Source organism: Streptomyces sp. NPDC042638 (assembly GCF_040647235.1).
GTDB classification, from domain to species: Bacteria; Actinomycetota; Actinomycetes; order Streptomycetales; family Streptomycetaceae; genus Streptomyces; species Streptomyces rameus.
Genome location: NZ_JBEZBT010000008.1, coordinates 187,952 through 203,703, shown reverse-complemented (window position 1 = coordinate 203,703; position 15,752 = coordinate 187,952). Strand labels below are relative to the sequence as shown.

At 73.3% G+C, this 15,752-nt stretch carries 12 protein-coding genes; all 12 read right to left on the bottom strand.

Annotated features, from left to right (window positions below; translation table 11 throughout):
• Window positions 1-138 precede the first annotated feature (138 nt).
• Window positions 139-1,170, bottom strand: a complete 1,032-nt coding sequence (locus AB0B40_RS10295; RefSeq protein ID WP_345051225.1) for a 2-oxoglutarate and iron-dependent oxygenase domain-containing protein — start codon at window positions 1,168-1,170, stop codon at window positions 139-141.
• Window positions 1,171-1,453: 283 nt separating this feature from the next.
• On the bottom strand, window positions 1,454-2,059 hold the full coding sequence (locus AB0B40_RS10290) for a TetR/AcrR family transcriptional regulator (RefSeq protein ID WP_345051226.1): 606 nt from the start codon (window positions 2,057-2,059) through the stop codon (window positions 1,454-1,456).
• The gene (locus tag AB0B40_RS10285; RefSeq protein WP_362263671.1) at window positions 2,047-2,781 is read right to left on the bottom strand and encodes an enoyl-CoA hydratase family protein; all 735 of its coding nucleotides are present in this window, start codon (window positions 2,779-2,781) and stop codon (window positions 2,047-2,049) included. Before AB0B40_RS10285 ends, AB0B40_RS10290 begins: the two co-directional genes overlap by 13 nt.
• The gene (locus AB0B40_RS10280) at window positions 2,778-4,346 is read right to left on the bottom strand and encodes a 4-coumarate--CoA ligase family protein (protein ID WP_345051229.1); all 1,569 of its coding nucleotides are present in this window, start codon (window positions 4,344-4,346) and stop codon (window positions 2,778-2,780) included. The genes AB0B40_RS10285 and AB0B40_RS10280 overlap by 4 nt, the downstream gene beginning before the upstream one ends.
• Before the next feature lie 20 nt (window positions 4,347-4,366).
• Complete coding sequence (locus AB0B40_RS10275; RefSeq protein ID WP_345051232.1) at window positions 4,367-5,530, bottom strand: acyl-CoA dehydrogenase; 1,164 nt, start codon at window positions 5,528-5,530, stop codon at window positions 4,367-4,369.
• Window positions 5,531-5,537: 7 nt separating this feature from the next.
• Complete coding sequence (locus AB0B40_RS10270; protein ID WP_345051233.1) at window positions 5,538-7,391, bottom strand: biotin carboxylase N-terminal domain-containing protein; 1,854 nt, start codon at window positions 7,389-7,391, stop codon at window positions 5,538-5,540.
• An 8-nt stretch (window positions 7,392-7,399) separates the two neighbouring features.
• A complete protein-coding gene (locus tag AB0B40_RS10265; RefSeq protein ID WP_345051235.1) occupies window positions 7,400-8,998 on the bottom strand; it encodes a carboxyl transferase domain-containing protein in 1,599 nt (532 codons plus the stop codon).
• On the bottom strand, window positions 8,995-10,671 hold the full coding sequence (locus AB0B40_RS10260) for an acyclic terpene utilization AtuA family protein (RefSeq protein WP_345051236.1): 1,677 nt from the start codon (window positions 10,669-10,671) through the stop codon (window positions 8,995-8,997). Before AB0B40_RS10260 ends, AB0B40_RS10265 begins: the two co-directional genes overlap by 4 nt.
• Window positions 10,668-11,462 (bottom strand): TIGR03084 family metal-binding protein, encoded by a 795-nt coding sequence (locus AB0B40_RS10255; protein ID WP_345051239.1) that lies wholly within the window; start codon window positions 11,460-11,462, stop codon window positions 10,668-10,670. Before AB0B40_RS10255 ends, AB0B40_RS10260 begins: the two co-directional genes overlap by 4 nt.
• 131 nt (window positions 11,463-11,593) lie before the next feature.
• Window positions 11,594-12,796: a hypothetical protein gene (locus AB0B40_RS10250; RefSeq protein ID WP_362263670.1), complete on the bottom strand. Its 1,203-nt coding sequence runs from the start codon at window positions 12,794-12,796 to the stop codon at window positions 11,594-11,596.
• A gap of 134 nt (window positions 12,797-12,930) precedes the next feature.
• Complete coding sequence (locus tag AB0B40_RS10245) at window positions 12,931-14,652, bottom strand: NAD-dependent malic enzyme (protein WP_345051244.1); 1,722 nt, start codon at window positions 14,650-14,652, stop codon at window positions 12,931-12,933.
• A gap of 176 nt (window positions 14,653-14,828) precedes the next feature.
• On the bottom strand, window positions 14,829-15,752 hold the full coding sequence (locus tag AB0B40_RS10240; RefSeq protein ID WP_345051247.1) for an EamA family transporter: 924 nt from the start codon (window positions 15,750-15,752) through the stop codon (window positions 14,829-14,831).

Sequence of the window (15,752 nt, the reverse complement as noted above, 5' to 3'; positions counted from 1 at the left end):
TGGGGGGGCGGGGGGCGGCCGCGAGCTGGTAGTGCGTGTCTGGCGGGGGGGGGGGGGGGGTGGGGGGGGGGGGGGGGGGCGGCCGGCGCCCCCCCCCCCCCCCCCGCCTCCGGAGAGCGGGGCCTCGGGGCCCTGTTCTCATACGGTGGCGAGCAGGTCCCCGTGGTGCCGCTGGGCCACCAGCGGGTGGGCGCGCAGCTTGCCCTTGAGTTCGTTGTAGCCGTACTCGGCGTACAGGGGGTTGGACGGGTCGGTGGTGATGCCGGGGGCCTCGGCGGCGTGCGGGAAGGGCAGTGGCTCGATGCGGGCGTCGAGGCGCGGGTTGTAGAAGAACGGGACCGAGAAGCGTTCGGTGGCGCCGGGCGGGCTGACGACCCGGTGGTTGGTGGCCAGCAGGTAGCCGTTGGTGGCCACTTCCAGCAGTTCGCCGAGGTTGACGACGAAGGCGCCGTCGATGGGCGGTACGTCGTGGAAGCGGCCGTCCTCGCGCTGGACCTGGAGGCCGCCGACCGTGTCCTGGAGCAGGAGGGTGAGGAAGCCGTAGTCCTTGTGGGCGCCGACGCCCTGGCCGGTGCCGTCGGTCGCGCTGCCGGGGTAGCGAACGAGTTTGAGGTGCGGGTGGGCGTGGGCGCCGAAGACCGGGTCGTAGAAGTCGGCGGGGGCGCCGATGGCGGTCAGCAGTTCGTGCAGGAGGCGGTGGGCGACCGCACTGAGCCTGTCGATCCAGGCGAGGGCGGCCGTGCGGAGCCGGGGGAGGGCGGCGGGCCACTGGTTGGGGCCTTGCAGCCACCAGTACGGGGGTTCGCCGGGGCCGGGTACGCGGGCGGGGCGTTCGGCGCCTATGTCGAGCTGGTCGCGCCAGTCGCGGGCGCCGCCGGTGCGTTCGTCGCCGGTGCGGGTGTAGCCGCGGAAGTGCGGGGAGCCGACGTTGTCGAGGGCGAGCCGGTCGGTCTCGGGGAGGGCGAAGAAGGCGCGCATGGCGGTGAGCAGCGCGTCGGTCTCGGCCTGGGTGACGCCGTGTCCGACGAGTTGGAAGAAGCCGACGTCGTGGGCGGCGCTGTGCAGTCTGTTGTGGAGCAGGGCCCGTGCCCGGGGGCCGCGGTCGGCGGCCGAGAGGTCGATGATCGGGAGTTGGCCGTACGACGGGGTCGTCGCGGTGTGCGAGGTCATGGGTGCGTCCGCAGGGTGTACGGGGCACGGGTGGCCGCCGAGGGGTAGGGCGGGCCCCCGGGTGCCGGAAAGGTGAGGAAAGAGAGAAACAGGGGGCTGGTCAGGCGCGGAAGCGCGGACAGCCCATGCTCGTGACGCGCACGTAGTCCACGTGGCGGCGGCGGACGAGCATCGGAAGCATGGGCCAAGAGTACTGTTCCCGGCCGGAAGTGCGTGTGGCCCCGCTCACTCGGTCACGGCCGGACCGTGGCCGTCGCCGGTGCCGGTGCCGGTGCCGGCGGGTTCAGCCGAGGGCTTCGTCCAGCAGTGCCGCCCACTGGGCGACGACGCGTTCGCGGCGGGCGGTGTCGTCGGTGAGGAGGTTGGCGAGGCCGAGGCCGCGGGCCATGTCCAGGAGTCCCTGGACGGATTCGCGGACGCCGGGGCGGGACTCGTCGGCGCCGAGGAGGTCGACGGCGATGCGGTGGGTCTCGCGGCCGACGCGGGCCTCCAGCTCGGTCACGCGGGGGCGCAGCTGGTCCTCGTCGGAGGCGGCGACCCACAGGTGCAGGGCGGCGCGGAAGAGGGGGCCGGTGTAGAGGTCGACGAGGGCGGCGACGACGGCGCCGCGGTCGGCGGCGCCTTCGGGGAACAGGGCGCGCAGGGCGAGGGAGCGTTCTTCGGAGACGTACTCGACGGCCGCGGTGAAGAGGTCTTCCCGGGTGGGGAAGTGGTGTTGGGCTGCGCCGCGGGAGACGCCGGCGCGTTCGGCGACGACGGTGACGGTGGAGCCTGCCCAGCCGTGTTCGGCGAGGCAGGCCACGGCGGCTTCCAGGAGCCGCTGCCGGGTGGCCCGGCTGCGGTCCTGCTTGGGCACGCGTTCGCGTTCGGTCGTACTCACACCACCCACGCCGCCTCACGTCTTTCCAGGAAGGCCGTCATCCCCTCCCGGGCCTGGTGGGAGGAGAACAGCCGGGCCGAAAGGGCGGTCAGGTCCGCCGCGTCCCGGTCGAATGTCTCCAGCACCCTAGCTGTGAGCAGCCGTTTCGTCTCGGCCAGGGCCTGGGGGGCGGAGCGGCGCAGGCCGTCGAGGACGGGGGCGAGGGCGTCGTCCACGTCGTCGGCGGTCGCCGTGAGCAGTCCCAGGCGTACGGCTTCGGCGGGGCCGAAGCGTTCGCCGGTGAGGTAGTGGCGGGCGAGGGCGCGGGGGTCGGCGCGCGGGAGGACCGTCAGGGAGATGACCGCGGGGGCGACTCCGATGCGGACCTCGGTGAAGGCGAAGGTGGCCGTGGTGGCGGCGGCGCTGACGTCGCAGGCGGCGAGCAGGCCGAGGCCGCCGGCGCGGACGTGTCCGGTGACGCGGGCGAGGACGGGTTTGGGCAGTTCGACGATCTGCCGGAGCAGGGCGACCAGGGCGTTCGGGTCGGGCGGGTCGCGCAGGTCGGCGCCGGCGCAGAAGGTGGTGCCGGTGTGGGTGAGGACGACGGCGCGTACGTCGGGGTCCTTGCCGCAGTCGGTGAGCGCGGCGGTGAGTTCGCCGACGAGGGCCGCCGAGAGGGCGTTGCGGGTGTCGGTGGCGTCCAGGCTGAGGGTTTCGACGGCACGCGCGCGCGTGCGGCTGATCGAGGTCATGTCAGCTCCCGGAGTTCCCGGCGCAGGATCTTGCCGGAGGCGGCGCGCGGGACCGTGTCGACGAAGGTGATCCGGCGGACGCGTTTGTAGGGGGCGACGCGTTCGGCGACGTACAGCAGGATGTCGTTCTCGGTCGGGGCGTCGGCGGACGGGTGGCGGACGACGAAGGCGTGCGGGATCTCGTTGCCGTCCTCGTTGCGGGCGCCGATGACGGCGGCGTCGGCGATGCCGGGGTGGGTGAGCAGGAGGGCCTCCAGTTCGGCGGGGGCCACCTGGAAGCCCTTGTACTTGATGAGTTCCTTCACCCGGTCGACGACGAACAGCCAGCCGTCGGCGTCGACGTGTCCGACGTCCCCGGTGTGCAGCCAGCCGTCGGTGTCGATCATGTCGGCGGTGGCGTCGGGGCGGCCGAGGTAACCCTTCATCACCTGGGGGCCGCGGATCAGTATCTCGCCGGTCTCCGCGGTGCCGAGGTCCTTGCCGGGGTCGTCCAGGGAGACGATCCGCATCTCGGTGCCGGCGATGAGCTTGCCGACGGTGCCGGCGGGGGCGTCGTGCAGGCGGTCGAGGGGGACGACGTGGGTGCCGGGGGAGAGTTCCGTCATGCCGTACGCCTGGCCGATCGGGGGCAGGCCGAGCCGCTCGGAGCAGGCGCGGGCGAGTGCGGCGTCGAGGGGGGCGGCGGCGCTGATGACGTACTGGAGGGAGGAGAGGTCGTAGCGGGTGACGGCCGGGTGTTTGGCGAGGGCGAGGACGATCGGCGGGGCGACGTACAGGCCGGTGATGCGGTGGTTCTCGATGGCGGCGAGGAAGGTCTCCAGCTCGAAGCGCGGGAGGACGACGACGGTGGCGCCGTGCCTCAGGGGCGCGTTCATCAGCGCGGTGAGGCCGTAGATGTGGAAGAACGGCAGGACGGCGAGGATGCGGTCGCCGGGGCCGGCCGGGACGGCGGGTTCCAGCTGGGCGAGGTTGGTGGCGATCTGCCGGTGGGTGAGCATGACGCCCTTGGGGACGCCGGTGGTGCCGGAGGAGTACGGCAGCGCGGCGACGTCCTGGGCCGGGTCGATGCCGGGCAGCGGTTCGGGGCCGCCGGAGGCGAGCAGGTCGGTCAGTGAGCGGTGTCCGGGCGCGCTGTCGCACAGGAGTATCTCCCGTATGCCGCCGGCGATCTCGGCGGCCCGGCGGGCGGTCGCCAGCAGCGGGGACACGGTGATGATCCAGCGGGCCGCGCTGTCGCGGAGCTGTCCCGCGAACTCCTCGGCGGTGGCGAGCGGGTGCACGGTGGTGACGACGGCACCCGCGCGCGTGGCCGCGTAGAAGGCGGTCGGGAAGGCGATCGTGTTGGGGCTGTGCAGGGCGAGGACGTCGCCCTTGCGGACGCCCGCGGCGGCGAGGGCGGCGGCGGTGCGCCGGTGGAACCGGTCCACCTGCTCGTACGTGAGGGTGGTGCCGTCCGTGCCGTCGACGAGGGCCGGCCGGTCGCCGAAGGCGGCGGCGTGGCCGAGGACGGCGTCGTGGATGGGGAGTTCCACGGGGGGAACGTCTGCGTACTCGCTGCGGAACACGGTTCCTCCAAGACGGGCGCCTAGTAGGACTTGGGCAGGCCCAGGGTCTGGTGGGAGACGTAGTTGAGAATCATCTCCCGGCTCACCGGTGCGATACGGGCCACACGGGCGGCCGTTATCAGCGAGGCGAGTCCGTATTCGCGGGTGAGCCCGTTGCCGCCGAGGGTGTGCACGGCCTGGTCGACGGCCTTCACGCAGGCTTCGCCCGCCGCGTACTTGGCCATGTTGGCGGCCTCGCCCGCGCCGACGTCGTCGCCGTGGTCGTAGAGGTGGGCCGCCTTGCGCGTCATCAGCCGGGCCAGTTCCAGGTCGATGTGGGCCTGTGCCAGGGGGTGCGCGATGGCCTGGTGGGCGCCGATGGGGGCCTTCCAGACGGTGCGGTCGCGGGCGTACTCGACGGCTCGGGCGAGGGCGTAACGGCCCATGCCGATGGCGAACGCGGCGGTCATGATCCGCTCGGGGTTGAGTCCGGCGAACAGCTGGAGCAGCCCGCCGTCCTCTTCCTCACCGACGAGCGCGTCGGCGGGCAGCCGTACGTCGTCCAGGACCAGCTCGAACTGCTTCTCGGCGGCGTTGAGTTCCATGTCGATGGGCCGCTTCTGGAAGCCCTCGGCGTCGGTCGGGACGATGAACAGGCAGGGTTTGAGGCTGCCGGTGCGGGCGTCCTCGGTGCGGCCGACGATCAGGACGGCGTCGGCCATGTCGACGCCGGAGATGAACACCTTGCGGCCGGTGAGGAGCCAGTCGGTGCCGTCCCGCCGGGCCGTGGTGGTGATGCGGTGGCTGTTGGAGCCGGCGTCGGGTTCGGTGATGCCGAAGGCCATGAGGCGGGTGCCGTCGGCGAGTCCGGGAAGCCACCGCCGCTTCTGCTCCTGCGTGCCGAAGCGGGATATCACGGTGCCGCAGATGGCCGGGGAGACCACCAGCATGAGCAGGGGCGAGCCTGCCGCGCCCAGTTCTTCCAGCACGATGGAGAGTTCGGTGATGCCGCCGCCTCCGCCGCCGTACTCCTCCGGGAGGCTGACGCCGAGGTAGCCGAGTTTGCCCGCCTCGGACCAGAGTTCGGCGAGGGGCTTGCCCTCGGCCACGGTGCGGACGAGGTAGTCGCGGCCGTAGCGTTTGCCGAGGGCGGCGACCGCGGAGCGCAGGGCCTTGTGCTCTTCGGATTCGATGACGGCGGTCATGGGGCTCCTAAGAAGAGGTTTCCTGGACTACGGCCAGCAGCGTGCCGGGCTCCACCTGCTGTCCCGGGGTGGCGTGCAGTGCGCTGAGCGTGCCGGTGACGGGCGCGGAGATCTGGTGCTGCATCTTCATCGCCTCCAGCCAGACCAGGGGCTGGCCGGCCTGGACCGCCGCCCCTTGCGACAGGCCCTCGGCGACGCGTACGACGGTGCCCGGCATCGGTGCGAGCAGGGAACCGGGAGCGACCTGGGCCGTCGGGTCGGGGAAGCGGGGCAGGGCGGTGAGCGTGGTGGCGTTGACGAAGACCTGGTCGCCGTGGCGGGAGACGGTGAACTTCCGCCGCACGCCGTCCGCTTCGAGTACGACCAGGTGCGCGTCGGCGTGGACGACCCGTACCCCGTCCGCCGTCGGCCCCTGCCGTGTGTGCCGGTAGCGGACCTCGTGCTCCTCCCCGGCCATCGTGTAGCGCTTCACCTGCGGCTGTGCGGGCACGTTGCGCCAGCCGCCGAAGCGGGAACGGCCGTGGGCGTCGGCGAGGGCCGCGGCCAGGGGGGCGAGGGGGTCGGGGGCGGGCCGGCTGAGTTCGGTGAGGTGGCGGTCGTAGAAGCCGGTGTCCATGCGGGCGGCCGTGAACTCCTCGTGCCGCAGGGAGCGCACCAGCAGGTCCCGGTTGGTGGCGGGGCCGTGGATCGCGGCGGACTCCAGCGCGCCCGCGAGCCTGCGGAGCGCCTCCGCGCGCGTGGGGGCGTGGGCGACGACCTTGGCGAGCATCGCGTCGTAGTGGACGCCGATGGTGTCGCCGTCGGTGTAACCGGTGTCCAGGCGGACGCCGGGCGGTACGGCGAGGCGGTGCAGGGTGCCGGTCTGGGGGGCCCAGCCGTGGGCGGGGTCCTCGGCGTAGAGGCGGGCCTCGATCGCGTGGCCGCGCGCGGGGGGCGGGTCGTTCCGCAGGGCGTGGCCCTCCGCGACGCGGATCTGTTCGGCGACGAGGTCGAGGCCGAACACCGCCTCGGTGACGGGATGTTCCACCTGGAGCCGGGTGTTCATCTCCAGGAAGTGGGCGCGGCCGTCGGCGACCAGGAACTCGACCGTGCCGGCGCCGACGTACGAGACGGCCCGGGCGGCGCGTACGGCCAGCGCGCGCAGTTCCTCGACGAGACCCGCGCCGAGGCCGGGCGCCGGGGCCTCCTCGATGACCTTCTGGTGGCGGCGCTGGAGGGAGCAGTCGCGGGTGCCGAGCGGCCAGACGGTGCCGTGGGTGTCGGCGAGGATCTGCACCTCGACATGGCGGCCGTGCTCGATGTACGGCTCCACGAAGACCTCGCCGTCGCCGAAGGCGCTCGCGGCCTCGGCGCGGGCGCTCTCCAGCGCGGCCGGCAGCTCCCGCAGGCGGCGCACGATCCGCATGCCGCGGCCGCCGCCGCCGGCCGCCGCCTTCACCAGGACCGGCAGGCCGGCCTCGGTGACCTCGGCCGCGTCCAGGGGGGCGAGGCCCATCAGCCGCTTGGCGCGGATCTTGGACGCCATGGCCTCGATGGCCTCCGGGGGCGGGCCGATCCAGACCAGGCCGGCGTCCACGACCGCGCGGGCGAAGTCGGCGTTCTCGGACAGGAAGCCGTAGCCCGGGTGCACGGCGTCGGCGCCGGACGCCAGGGCCGCCTTCACGATCAGGTCGCCGCGCAGGTACGTCTCGGCGGGTGCCGCGCCCGGCAGCCGTACCGCGGTGTCGGCAACGCGCGCGTGGAGCGCGTTCGCGTCGGCGTCGGAGTGCACCGCGACCGTCCGGATTCCCAACTCGGCACAGGTGCGGAAGACACGGCAGGCGATCTCACCGCGGTTGGCGACGAGCACACTCGAAATCACGTGATCCCTCACATCCGGAAGACGCCGAAGCCGCCGCGGGTGCCCTCGTAGGGTGCGGTGTGGATGGCGGACAGACACAGGCCGAGGACGGTGCGGGTGTCGCGCGGGTCGATGACGCCGTCGTCGTACAGCCGCCCCGACAGGAACATGGGCAGCGACTCGGACTCGATCTGCTGCTCCACCATGGTGCGCAGGGCCGCGTCCGCGTCCTCGTCGTACGGCTGCCCCTTCGCCGCCGCCGACTGCCGGGCGACGATGGACAGCACGCCGGCGAGCTGCTGCGGGCCCATGACGGCCGACTTGGCGCTGGGCCAGGCGAACAGGAAGCGCGGGTCGTAGGCCCGGCCGCACATGCCGTAGTGTCCGGCGCCGTACGAGGCGCCCATGAGGACCGACAGGTGCGGGACCCGGCTGTTGCTGACCGCGTTGATCATCATCGCGCCGTGCTTGATGATGCCGCCCTGCTCGTACCGCTTGCCGACCATGTAGCCGGTGGTGTTGTGCAGGAAGAGCAGCGGGATGTCGCGCTGGTTGGCGAGCTGGATGAACTGGGCGGCCTTCTGGGACTCGGGGCTGAACAGGACGCCCTGGGCGTTGGCCAGGATGCCGACCGGATAGCCGTGGAGGGCGGCCCACCCGGTGACCAGGCTGGTGCCGTACAGCGGCTTGAACTCGTCGAAGTCGGAGCCGTCCACGATCCGGGCGATCACCTCGCGCGGGTCGAAGGGGATCTTCAGGTCGCCCGGGACGACGCCCAGCAGCTCCTCCGGGTCGTACTTCGGCGGCTCGGCCGGGCCGGGGTCCGGGTAGGCCTTGCGGTGGCCCAGGCGGGCGACCACCCGGCGGGCCTGGCGCAGCGCGTCCGGCTCGTCCAGCGCGAAGTGGTCGGCGAGGCCGGAGACGCGCGCGTGCATCTCGGCACCGCCGAGGGACTCGTCGTCGCTCTCCTCGCCGGTCGCCATCTTCACCAGCGGCGGCCCGCCGAGGAACACCTTCGCCCGTTCCTTGACCATGATCACGTGGTCGGACATGCCGGGGACGTAGGCGCCGCCGGCGGTGGAGTTGCCGAAGACGACGGCGATGGTCGGGATGCCGGCGGCGGAGAGTCTCGTCAGGTCGCGGAAGACGGCGCCGCCCGGGATGAAGATCTCCTTCTGGGAGGGCAGGTCGGCACCGCCCGACTCCACCAGGCTGATGCAGGGCAGCCGGTTGGCGAGGGCGATGTCGTTGGCGCGCAGGGCCTTCCGCAGGCTCCAGGGGTTGCTGGCGCCGCCGCGCACGGTCGGGTCGTTGGCGGTGATGAGGCACTCCACGCCCTCGACCACACCGATGCCGGTGACCAGGGAGGCGCCGACGGGGTGGTCGCTGCCCCAGGCGGCGAGCGGGGACAGCTCCAGGAAGGGCGTGTCGGGGTCGAGGAGCAGCTCGATGCGTTCACGGGCGAGCAGCTTGCCGCGTCCCCGGTGCCGGGCGACGTACTTCTCGCCGCCGCCCGCGAGCGCCTTGGCGTGCTCGGTCTCCAGCTCGGCGAGCTTGGCGAGCATGGCCTCGCGGTGGGTCCGGTAGTCGGGGCCGGCGGGGTCGAGAGCGGTCTGCAGAACCGTCACAGCAAGGTCTCCGGGATCTCCAGGTGGCGGGAGCGCAGCCATTCGCCGAGGGCCTTGGCCTGCGGGTCGAAGCGGGCCTGCGCGGCGACGCCGGCGCCGAGGATGCCCTCCACGACGAAGTTCAGGGCACGCAGGTTCGGCAGGACGTGCCGGGTGACCGGCAGGTCCCGGCTCTCCGGGACGAGCCGGCGGAACGTCTCGGCGGTCAGCTCGTGGGCGAGCCAGCGCCAGGCGTCGTCGGTGCGGGCCCACACCCCCACGTTGGCGTTGCCGCCCTTGTCGCCGCTGCGCGCCCCGGCGACCAGGCCGAGCGGTGCGCGGCGGGTCGGGCCGGGGGGCAGGGGCTCGGGCAGGGCGGGCTGCCGTACCTCGCTCAGTGGCCGGGTGTCCTGGGGTGGCGGCACCGGGACACGGCGTCCGTCGTGGAGGACGGCCACATGGTCGACGGCGCTATGGGGGACGTACACATCCTCGAAGACCCCATAGGGGGCGCCCTTTCCCGGTGGGGAGAGCACATGGAAGCCCGGGTAGCTGCCCAGCGCCAGCTCGACGGCCGCCCCGCTCAGCGCCCGCCCGACGACCCGCTCGTCCGTGTCCCGTACGACGAGCCTCAGCAGGGCGCTGGCCGTCTCCTCGGTGTCGGCGTCGGCCCGGTCGGTGCGGACGAGATCCCAGCGGACCTCGGCGGGCGGTGCCTTGGCGAGGGCGTCGGTGAGCTGGGCCCGCACCAGGGCTGCCTTGGCCTCGATGTCGAGTCCGGTGAGGACGAAGACGACCTCGTTGCGGAACCCGCCGAGCCGGTTGAGGCCGGCCTTCAGGGTCGGCGGCGGCGCCTCGCCCCGCACCCCGTCGATCCGTACCCGGTCCGGGCCGTCCTGGCTCAGCCGTACGGTGTCCAGCCGGGCGGTGACGTCGGGCCCGGCGTACCGGCCGCCCCCGGTCTCGTAGAGCAGCTGGGCGGTGACCGTGCCGGCGTCGACCAGGCCGCCGGTGCCGGGGTGCTTGGTGATGACGCTGCTGCCGTCGGCGTGGATCTCTGCGAGCGGGAAGCCGGGCCGGCGTACGTCCCCCTCGTGGAAGAAGGCGTAGTTCCCGCCGGTGGCCTGCGTGCCGCACTCCAGTACGTGCCCGGCGACGACGGCGCCCGCGAGCCGGTCGTACTCCCCGGGCTGCCAGCCGAAGTGGGCGGCGGCCGGCCCGGTGACGAGGGCCGCGTCGGTCACGCGTCCGGTGACGACGACGTCCGCGCCGGCCCGCAGGCACTCGGCGATGCCGAAGCCGCCGAGGTAGGCGTGGGCGGCGAGGGTACCGGGGTGGCGGCCGGTGAGGTCGTCGCCCTCGACATGGGCGACCCGGACGGGCAGTCCCAGCCGGCCGGCCAGCTCCCGCACGGCTGCCGCCAGCCCGGCCGGGTTGAGCCCGCCCGCGTTGGTGACGATCTTCACCCCGCGCTCGTGGGCGAGGCCGAGACAGTCCTCCAGCTGGCGCGGGAAGGTGCGGGCGTAACCGGCGGAGGGGTCCTTCAGCCGGTCCCGGCCGAGGATCAGCATGGTCAGTTCGGCGAGGTAGTCGCCGGTGAGGACGTCGACCTCGCCACCGGTGAGCATCTCGCGCAGGGCGTCGAAGCGGTCGCCGTAGAAGCCGGAGAAGTTGCCCGTGCGCAACGGCCTCACCGGTCGGCCCCGTTCGGCGCGCGGCCGGCGCCGGGCGGGCCCGCGAAGGCCTGGGCGATGTCCAGCCAGCGGTCGGCGTCCGGGCCGAGGGCGGTCAGGGCGAGGTCGGCGCGGTGGGCCCGCCGGGTCACCAGGAGACAGAAGTCGAGGGCGGGACCGGTGACGCGCTGCGCGGCCTCTTCGGGACCGTGGGCCCACACCTCGCCCGACGGCGCGGTGAGTTCCACCCGGAACTCTTCGGTGGGCGGGGTGAGGCCGTGGACGGTGTAGGCGAAGTCACGGGTACGCACCCCCAGTCGGACCACATGCTTGAGCCGCTCGGTGGGTGGGCGCACCACACCCAGCGCGTCGGCGATGTCCAGGCCGTGGGCCCAGGTCTCCATAAGACGGGCCGTGGCCATCGAGGCCGCCGACATGGGCGGCCCGTACCAGGGGAAACGGGCCCCGGCCGGTGCGGCGCGCAGGGCCTGGTCGAGAGCGGCCCGTCCCGTGCGCCAGGTCGGGAGCAGTTCGGCGGGCGGGAGTCGCGCGCCTTCCTCCGCGCCCTCGTCCACGAACGAATCGGGGGCGGTGAGCGCCTTTTCGACCAGGGCCTGGAAGGCGTCCGCGTCGGTGACCGCCAGCAGCGCCGAGCGGTCGGTCCAGGTGAGGTGGGCGATCTGGTGGGCGAGGGTCCAGCCGGGGGCGGGAGTCGGGAGCGACCACTGCTCCGGTCTCAACTCGGCTACCAGCCGGTCCAGTTCGTCGCTCTCGGCACGCAGGTCGTCGATGACGGGCGTCGGGTCGGCCATGAGGGGAGCATGTCAGCGACCCGGGAAACAATCAAGCATGCTTGCATGAATTTCCGGGCGCCAGGTGCACCGGGGGGGCGGTCGGTTCTCGTGGAGCCGGTCCAGGGCCAGCGCACCGGTGAAGTGAAGGGCTAGCGCACCAGCGAGGTCAGCGTCTCGGTGAAGGCGGCCGCCGAGTGGTCGGCGTGGGCGCGGATGCGTGCCGCGACGGCGTCCGCTCCGCCGCCTTCCACCAGGTGGACGAGCCGGTCGGCTCGCCGCTCGTACGCCTCCGGGGTGTCCGGCAGGGTGGTCAGGTAGAAGTCCGTCGCGTCGTACGCCATGTGGAACACGTGCTTCTTCACGTCGCTCAGCGTCAGGTAGTCGTCGTCGGTCGTCGGCCTCGGTTCCGGCGCGCCGACGCAGAGCACCGGGGTGCCGGCGCCCCAGGCGTTGACACACAGGTGGTAGGTGTCCGTGATGACCAGGCGGTAGCGGGGCAGCACCTTCACCAGGTCGCCGACGGTGCGCTCACCCGGGCGGGCCGGGATGTGGCCGACCCGGGCCGGGACGTCCCGGTCGAACCACGGCAGCCATTCGAGGGGCGCGCCGAAGCGGTCGGACAGGGCCTGGCAGTACGCGGGCAGCCACTCGGGGACCGGCGTGCGGGCGCCGAGGAACACGCCGATCGCTCCGCCCTCCGCGAGGTCCCGGGACCACCGCGTGCCCGGCAGGTGGTCGAGGTCGCCCGGGCGGGAGAGCAGTGCCGCGTCCGAGCCGAAGTAGTCGGTCGTCCGGTCCCCGCGCAGGTGCGCGAGCTTCGCCGCCGAGAGCGGGTCGCGCACCCAGACCCGGCGGCTGCCCGTCATCAGGCGGGAGAACAGGGGGCCGTACTCCTTGTCCTCGTAGTCGGACTGCGTGTTGTGCAGGATCGTGCCGCCGTAGCTGAGGGTGCGGGCGAGGAGTTCGTCCGGCTGGTCCGCCAGCAGCAGGGTGCGGTTGAGCAGGGTGCGGGCGGCTTCCCGGTGGGGGGCGATGCCGAAGTCGAGCAGGCGGTTCGTCGCGTCCTGGGCCAGATAGTGCCGGGTGTGCAGGAAGTCGCCCCAGAAGACGACGGCGTCGTGGTCGCGGAGGGTGTCCAGGTGCTCGGTCAGCGGAAGGAAGCGGAAGGGGAGGTCGCTGGCTCGCACGCCCGCGCGCAGGGGCACGGTCTGCGGCAGGTGGAGGGTGTACCAGGTCGCGTCGATCCCGCCGCCCATGCGCCGTCGCAGGGACTCGAAGGCCAGGTCGACCGTCAGCATTCCCGTGTTGCGGTAGCCGATGTTGGGTGCGGTGATGACGGCGACGCGTGCCATGTGCTCGTTTGTCCCCTGGTTGTCTCCGGCGCCTCGACGTCGGCGCGGACCCTCACCGACAACGTACACAGCGACGCCGGTCAGCGGACGGCCCGCCCCTTGACCGGCCGCAACGTATGGCCTGATCCGGCCGCTCAGACCGCCTCCACCGGCGGGTACACCGGCTCCCAGCGGGCCGCCCGCACCGCCGAGGCGGCGTCGCCGGCGTCGGCCCGGGCGACGCCCTCCTCCACCGCCGTGCGGGCGACCGCCACGGCGACCGCTTCCGAGGTGGCGCGCAGGTCGCGGATGGACGGCAGGACCGGCGCGTTCAGGCGGGCGACGTCCGTGTCGTCCGTCCGGCGGGCCACGGCGTCGGCCGCCGCGCGGAGCATGCGGTCGGTGATCCGGGAGGCTCGGGCGACGATCGCGCCGAGGCCGAGGCCGGGGAAGACCAGGGCGTTGTTGGCCTGGCCGATCTCGTACGTCGTCCCGTCCCGCTCGACGGGGTCGAAGGGGCTGCCGGTGGCGACCAGGGCCTTGCCGTCGGTCCAGTCGAGCAGGTCGGCGGGGGTGGCCTCGGCGAGGTCGGTGGGGTTGGACATGGGCAGGATGATCGGCCGCTCGGTGTGGCCGGCCATCTCGCGGACGATCTCCTCGGTGAAGGCGCCGCCCTGGCCGGAGGTGCCGATCAGGATGGTCGGGCGGACGCGGCGGACCACCTCGCCGAGGGGGATGCCGGGCAGACCGTCGTCCCGGCGCCAGCCGTCGGCCTCGTCCGCCCGGCGGGCGTAGGGCGCCTGGAAGTCGCGGAGCCTGTCGCCCTGGTCGTCGGTGAGCAGGCCGTACCGGTCGACGCACCAGAAGCGGGCGGTGGCCTCGTCGGCGCTCATCCCCTCGGCGACGAGCGCGTCCCGGAGCTGGTCGGCGACGCCGATCCCCGCCGTGCCGGCGCCGAAGACGACGATCCGGTGCTCGCGCAGGGGCACCCCGGCGGCGCGCACGCCCGACAGGACGGCGGCGAGATTGACGGCACCCGTGCCCTGGATGTCGTCGTTGAAGGTGCAGACCCGGTCCCGGTATCGGTCGAGGATGCGGCGGGCGTTGGCGGTCCCGAAGTCCTCCCAGTGCAGCAGGGCGCCGGGGAAGAGCCGGGTGGCGGTGGTGACGTAGGCGTCGATGAAGGCGTCGTAGGTGTCGCGGTCGGCGCGGGGGTGCCGGTTGCCGAGGTAGAGCGGGTTGTCGAGGAGCTCCCGGCGGTTGGTGCCGACGTCGAGCATCACGGGGAGGGTGCGGCGGGGGTCGACGCCGGCGGCGGCGGTGTAGACGGCGAGCTTGCCGACGGCGATGTCGATGCCGCCGACGCCCCAGTCGCCGATGCCGAGGATGCCCTCGCCGTCGGTGGCCACGATCAGGTCGACGTCGTCCGCGCCGAGGCCGCTCGCGCGCAGGGAGCGTTCGATGTCCTCGGGAGCGTCCACGGAGAGGTAGATGCCGCGCGGGCGGCGGTACTCGTAGCTGTAGCGCTCGATGGCCGTGCCCACGGTGGGCGTGTAGACGATGGGCAGCATCTCTTCGAGGTGGTCGCCGACCAGCCGGTAGAACAGCGTCTCGTTGCGGTCGTGCAGGTTGGTCAGGTTGACGCTCTTGGCCAGGTCGCTGGGCTGTTCCCGGTACTGGGCGTAGGCGCGCTCGGCCTGCTCGTCCTGGGTGAGCACGTGCGGCGGGACCAGGCCGGTCAGGTCCAGGGCGCGGCGCTCCGCCCGGGTGAACGCCGTACCGCGATTGATCCGGGGGTCGGCGAGGACGGCCCGGCCCCGGGCGGTGATCCTCAGCGGGCTCGGGGGACGGTGGGTCGCGTCACGAGCGTCGGCCATGAGATCCGCCTTCCGTCCGGCTGCGCCCCCCTCAGGAGTGTGCAGGAGGGGCGGGGCATCCGCAGGCGGAGGGACGGCGCATCCGCAGGCGGAGGGAAGGGACATCCGCAGGCGGAGCGCCGGAAGGGTGCCCGGTGCACCAGGGGCCGACCGGAGCGGGCGGGGCGGGCGGGGTGTCAGGACTCCGGGGCCGGTTCCACGCGGGCCTTGCCCCGGCCCACCTGGGTACGGACCGCGCCGATGCTGGCCGCGATGACCAGGGCGATGGCGGCTGCTTCCGTCGCCGACAGGGACTGGTCGAGGATCAGGAAGCCGGCCGTTGCCGCGATGGCCGGTTCCAGGCTCATCAGGATCGCGAACGTCGAGGCGGGCAGGCGGCGCAGGGCCAGGAGTTCGAGGGTGTAGGGCAGCACCGAGGAGAGCAGGGCCACCGCCGAGCCCAGGGCGATGGTGGTGGGGTCCAGCAGACGGGTGCCCGCCGAGGCTATGCCGATGGGGAGGAAGAGGAGCGCCGCCACCGCCATGGCCAGGGCCAGGCCGTCCGCCTGGGGGAAGCGGCGGCCGGTGCGGGCGCTGAAGACGATGTAGGCCGCCCACATGGCTCCCGCCCCCAGGGCGAAGGCGACACCTGTGGGGTCCAGGTCACCGAAGCCTCCGCCGCCGAGCAGGAAGACGCCCGCGAGGGCCAGGCCGGCCCAGAGCGCGTTGATCGCGCGGCGGGAGGCCAAGACGGACAGGGCCAGCGGCCCGAGGACTTCGAGGGTGACCGCCGCGCCCAGCGGGATACGGGAGACCGCCTCGTAGAACAGGCCGTTCATCGCGCCCATGGCGATACCGAAGACGACCACCGTGCCCCAGTCGGCGCGCGAGTGGCCGCGCAGGCGGGGGCGGCAGACCAGGAGGAGGACGACCGCCGCCGCGAGGAGGCGCAGGGCGACCACACCCGGCGCGCCCACCCGGGGCATCAGGGTCACCGCCAGGGCGCCGCCGAACTGCACCGAGACGCACCCTGCCAGCACCAGCCCGACGGGGCCGAGGCGCTGTTGCCCTCCGGCGGGGGTGACCGGGCTCTGCGTGGTGGTGCTGGGTGTGGCGGTCAC

Coding starts and splice junctions, on each gene's coding strand:
- AB0B40_RS10295 (WP_345051225.1), bottom strand. CDS start 1,170: ATGACCTCGCACACCGCGACGACCCCGTCGTACGGCCAACTCCCGATC.
- AB0B40_RS10285 (WP_362263671.1), bottom strand. CDS start 2,781: ATGACCTCGATCAGCCGCACGCGCGCGCGTGCCGTCGAAACCCTCAGC.
- AB0B40_RS10275 (WP_345051232.1), bottom strand. CDS start 5,530: ATGACCGCCGTCATCGAATCCGAAGAGCACAAGGCCCTGCGCTCCGCG.
- AB0B40_RS10255 (WP_345051239.1), bottom strand. CDS start 11,462: ATGGCCGACCCGACGCCCGTCATCGACGACCTGCGTGCCGAGAGCGAC.
- AB0B40_RS10250 (WP_362263670.1), bottom strand. CDS start 12,796: ATGGCACGCGTCGCCGTCATCACCGCACCCAACATCGGCTACCGCAAC.
- AB0B40_RS10245 (WP_345051244.1), bottom strand. CDS start 14,652: ATGGCCGACGCTCGTGACGCGACCCACCGTCCCCCGAGCCCGCTGAGG.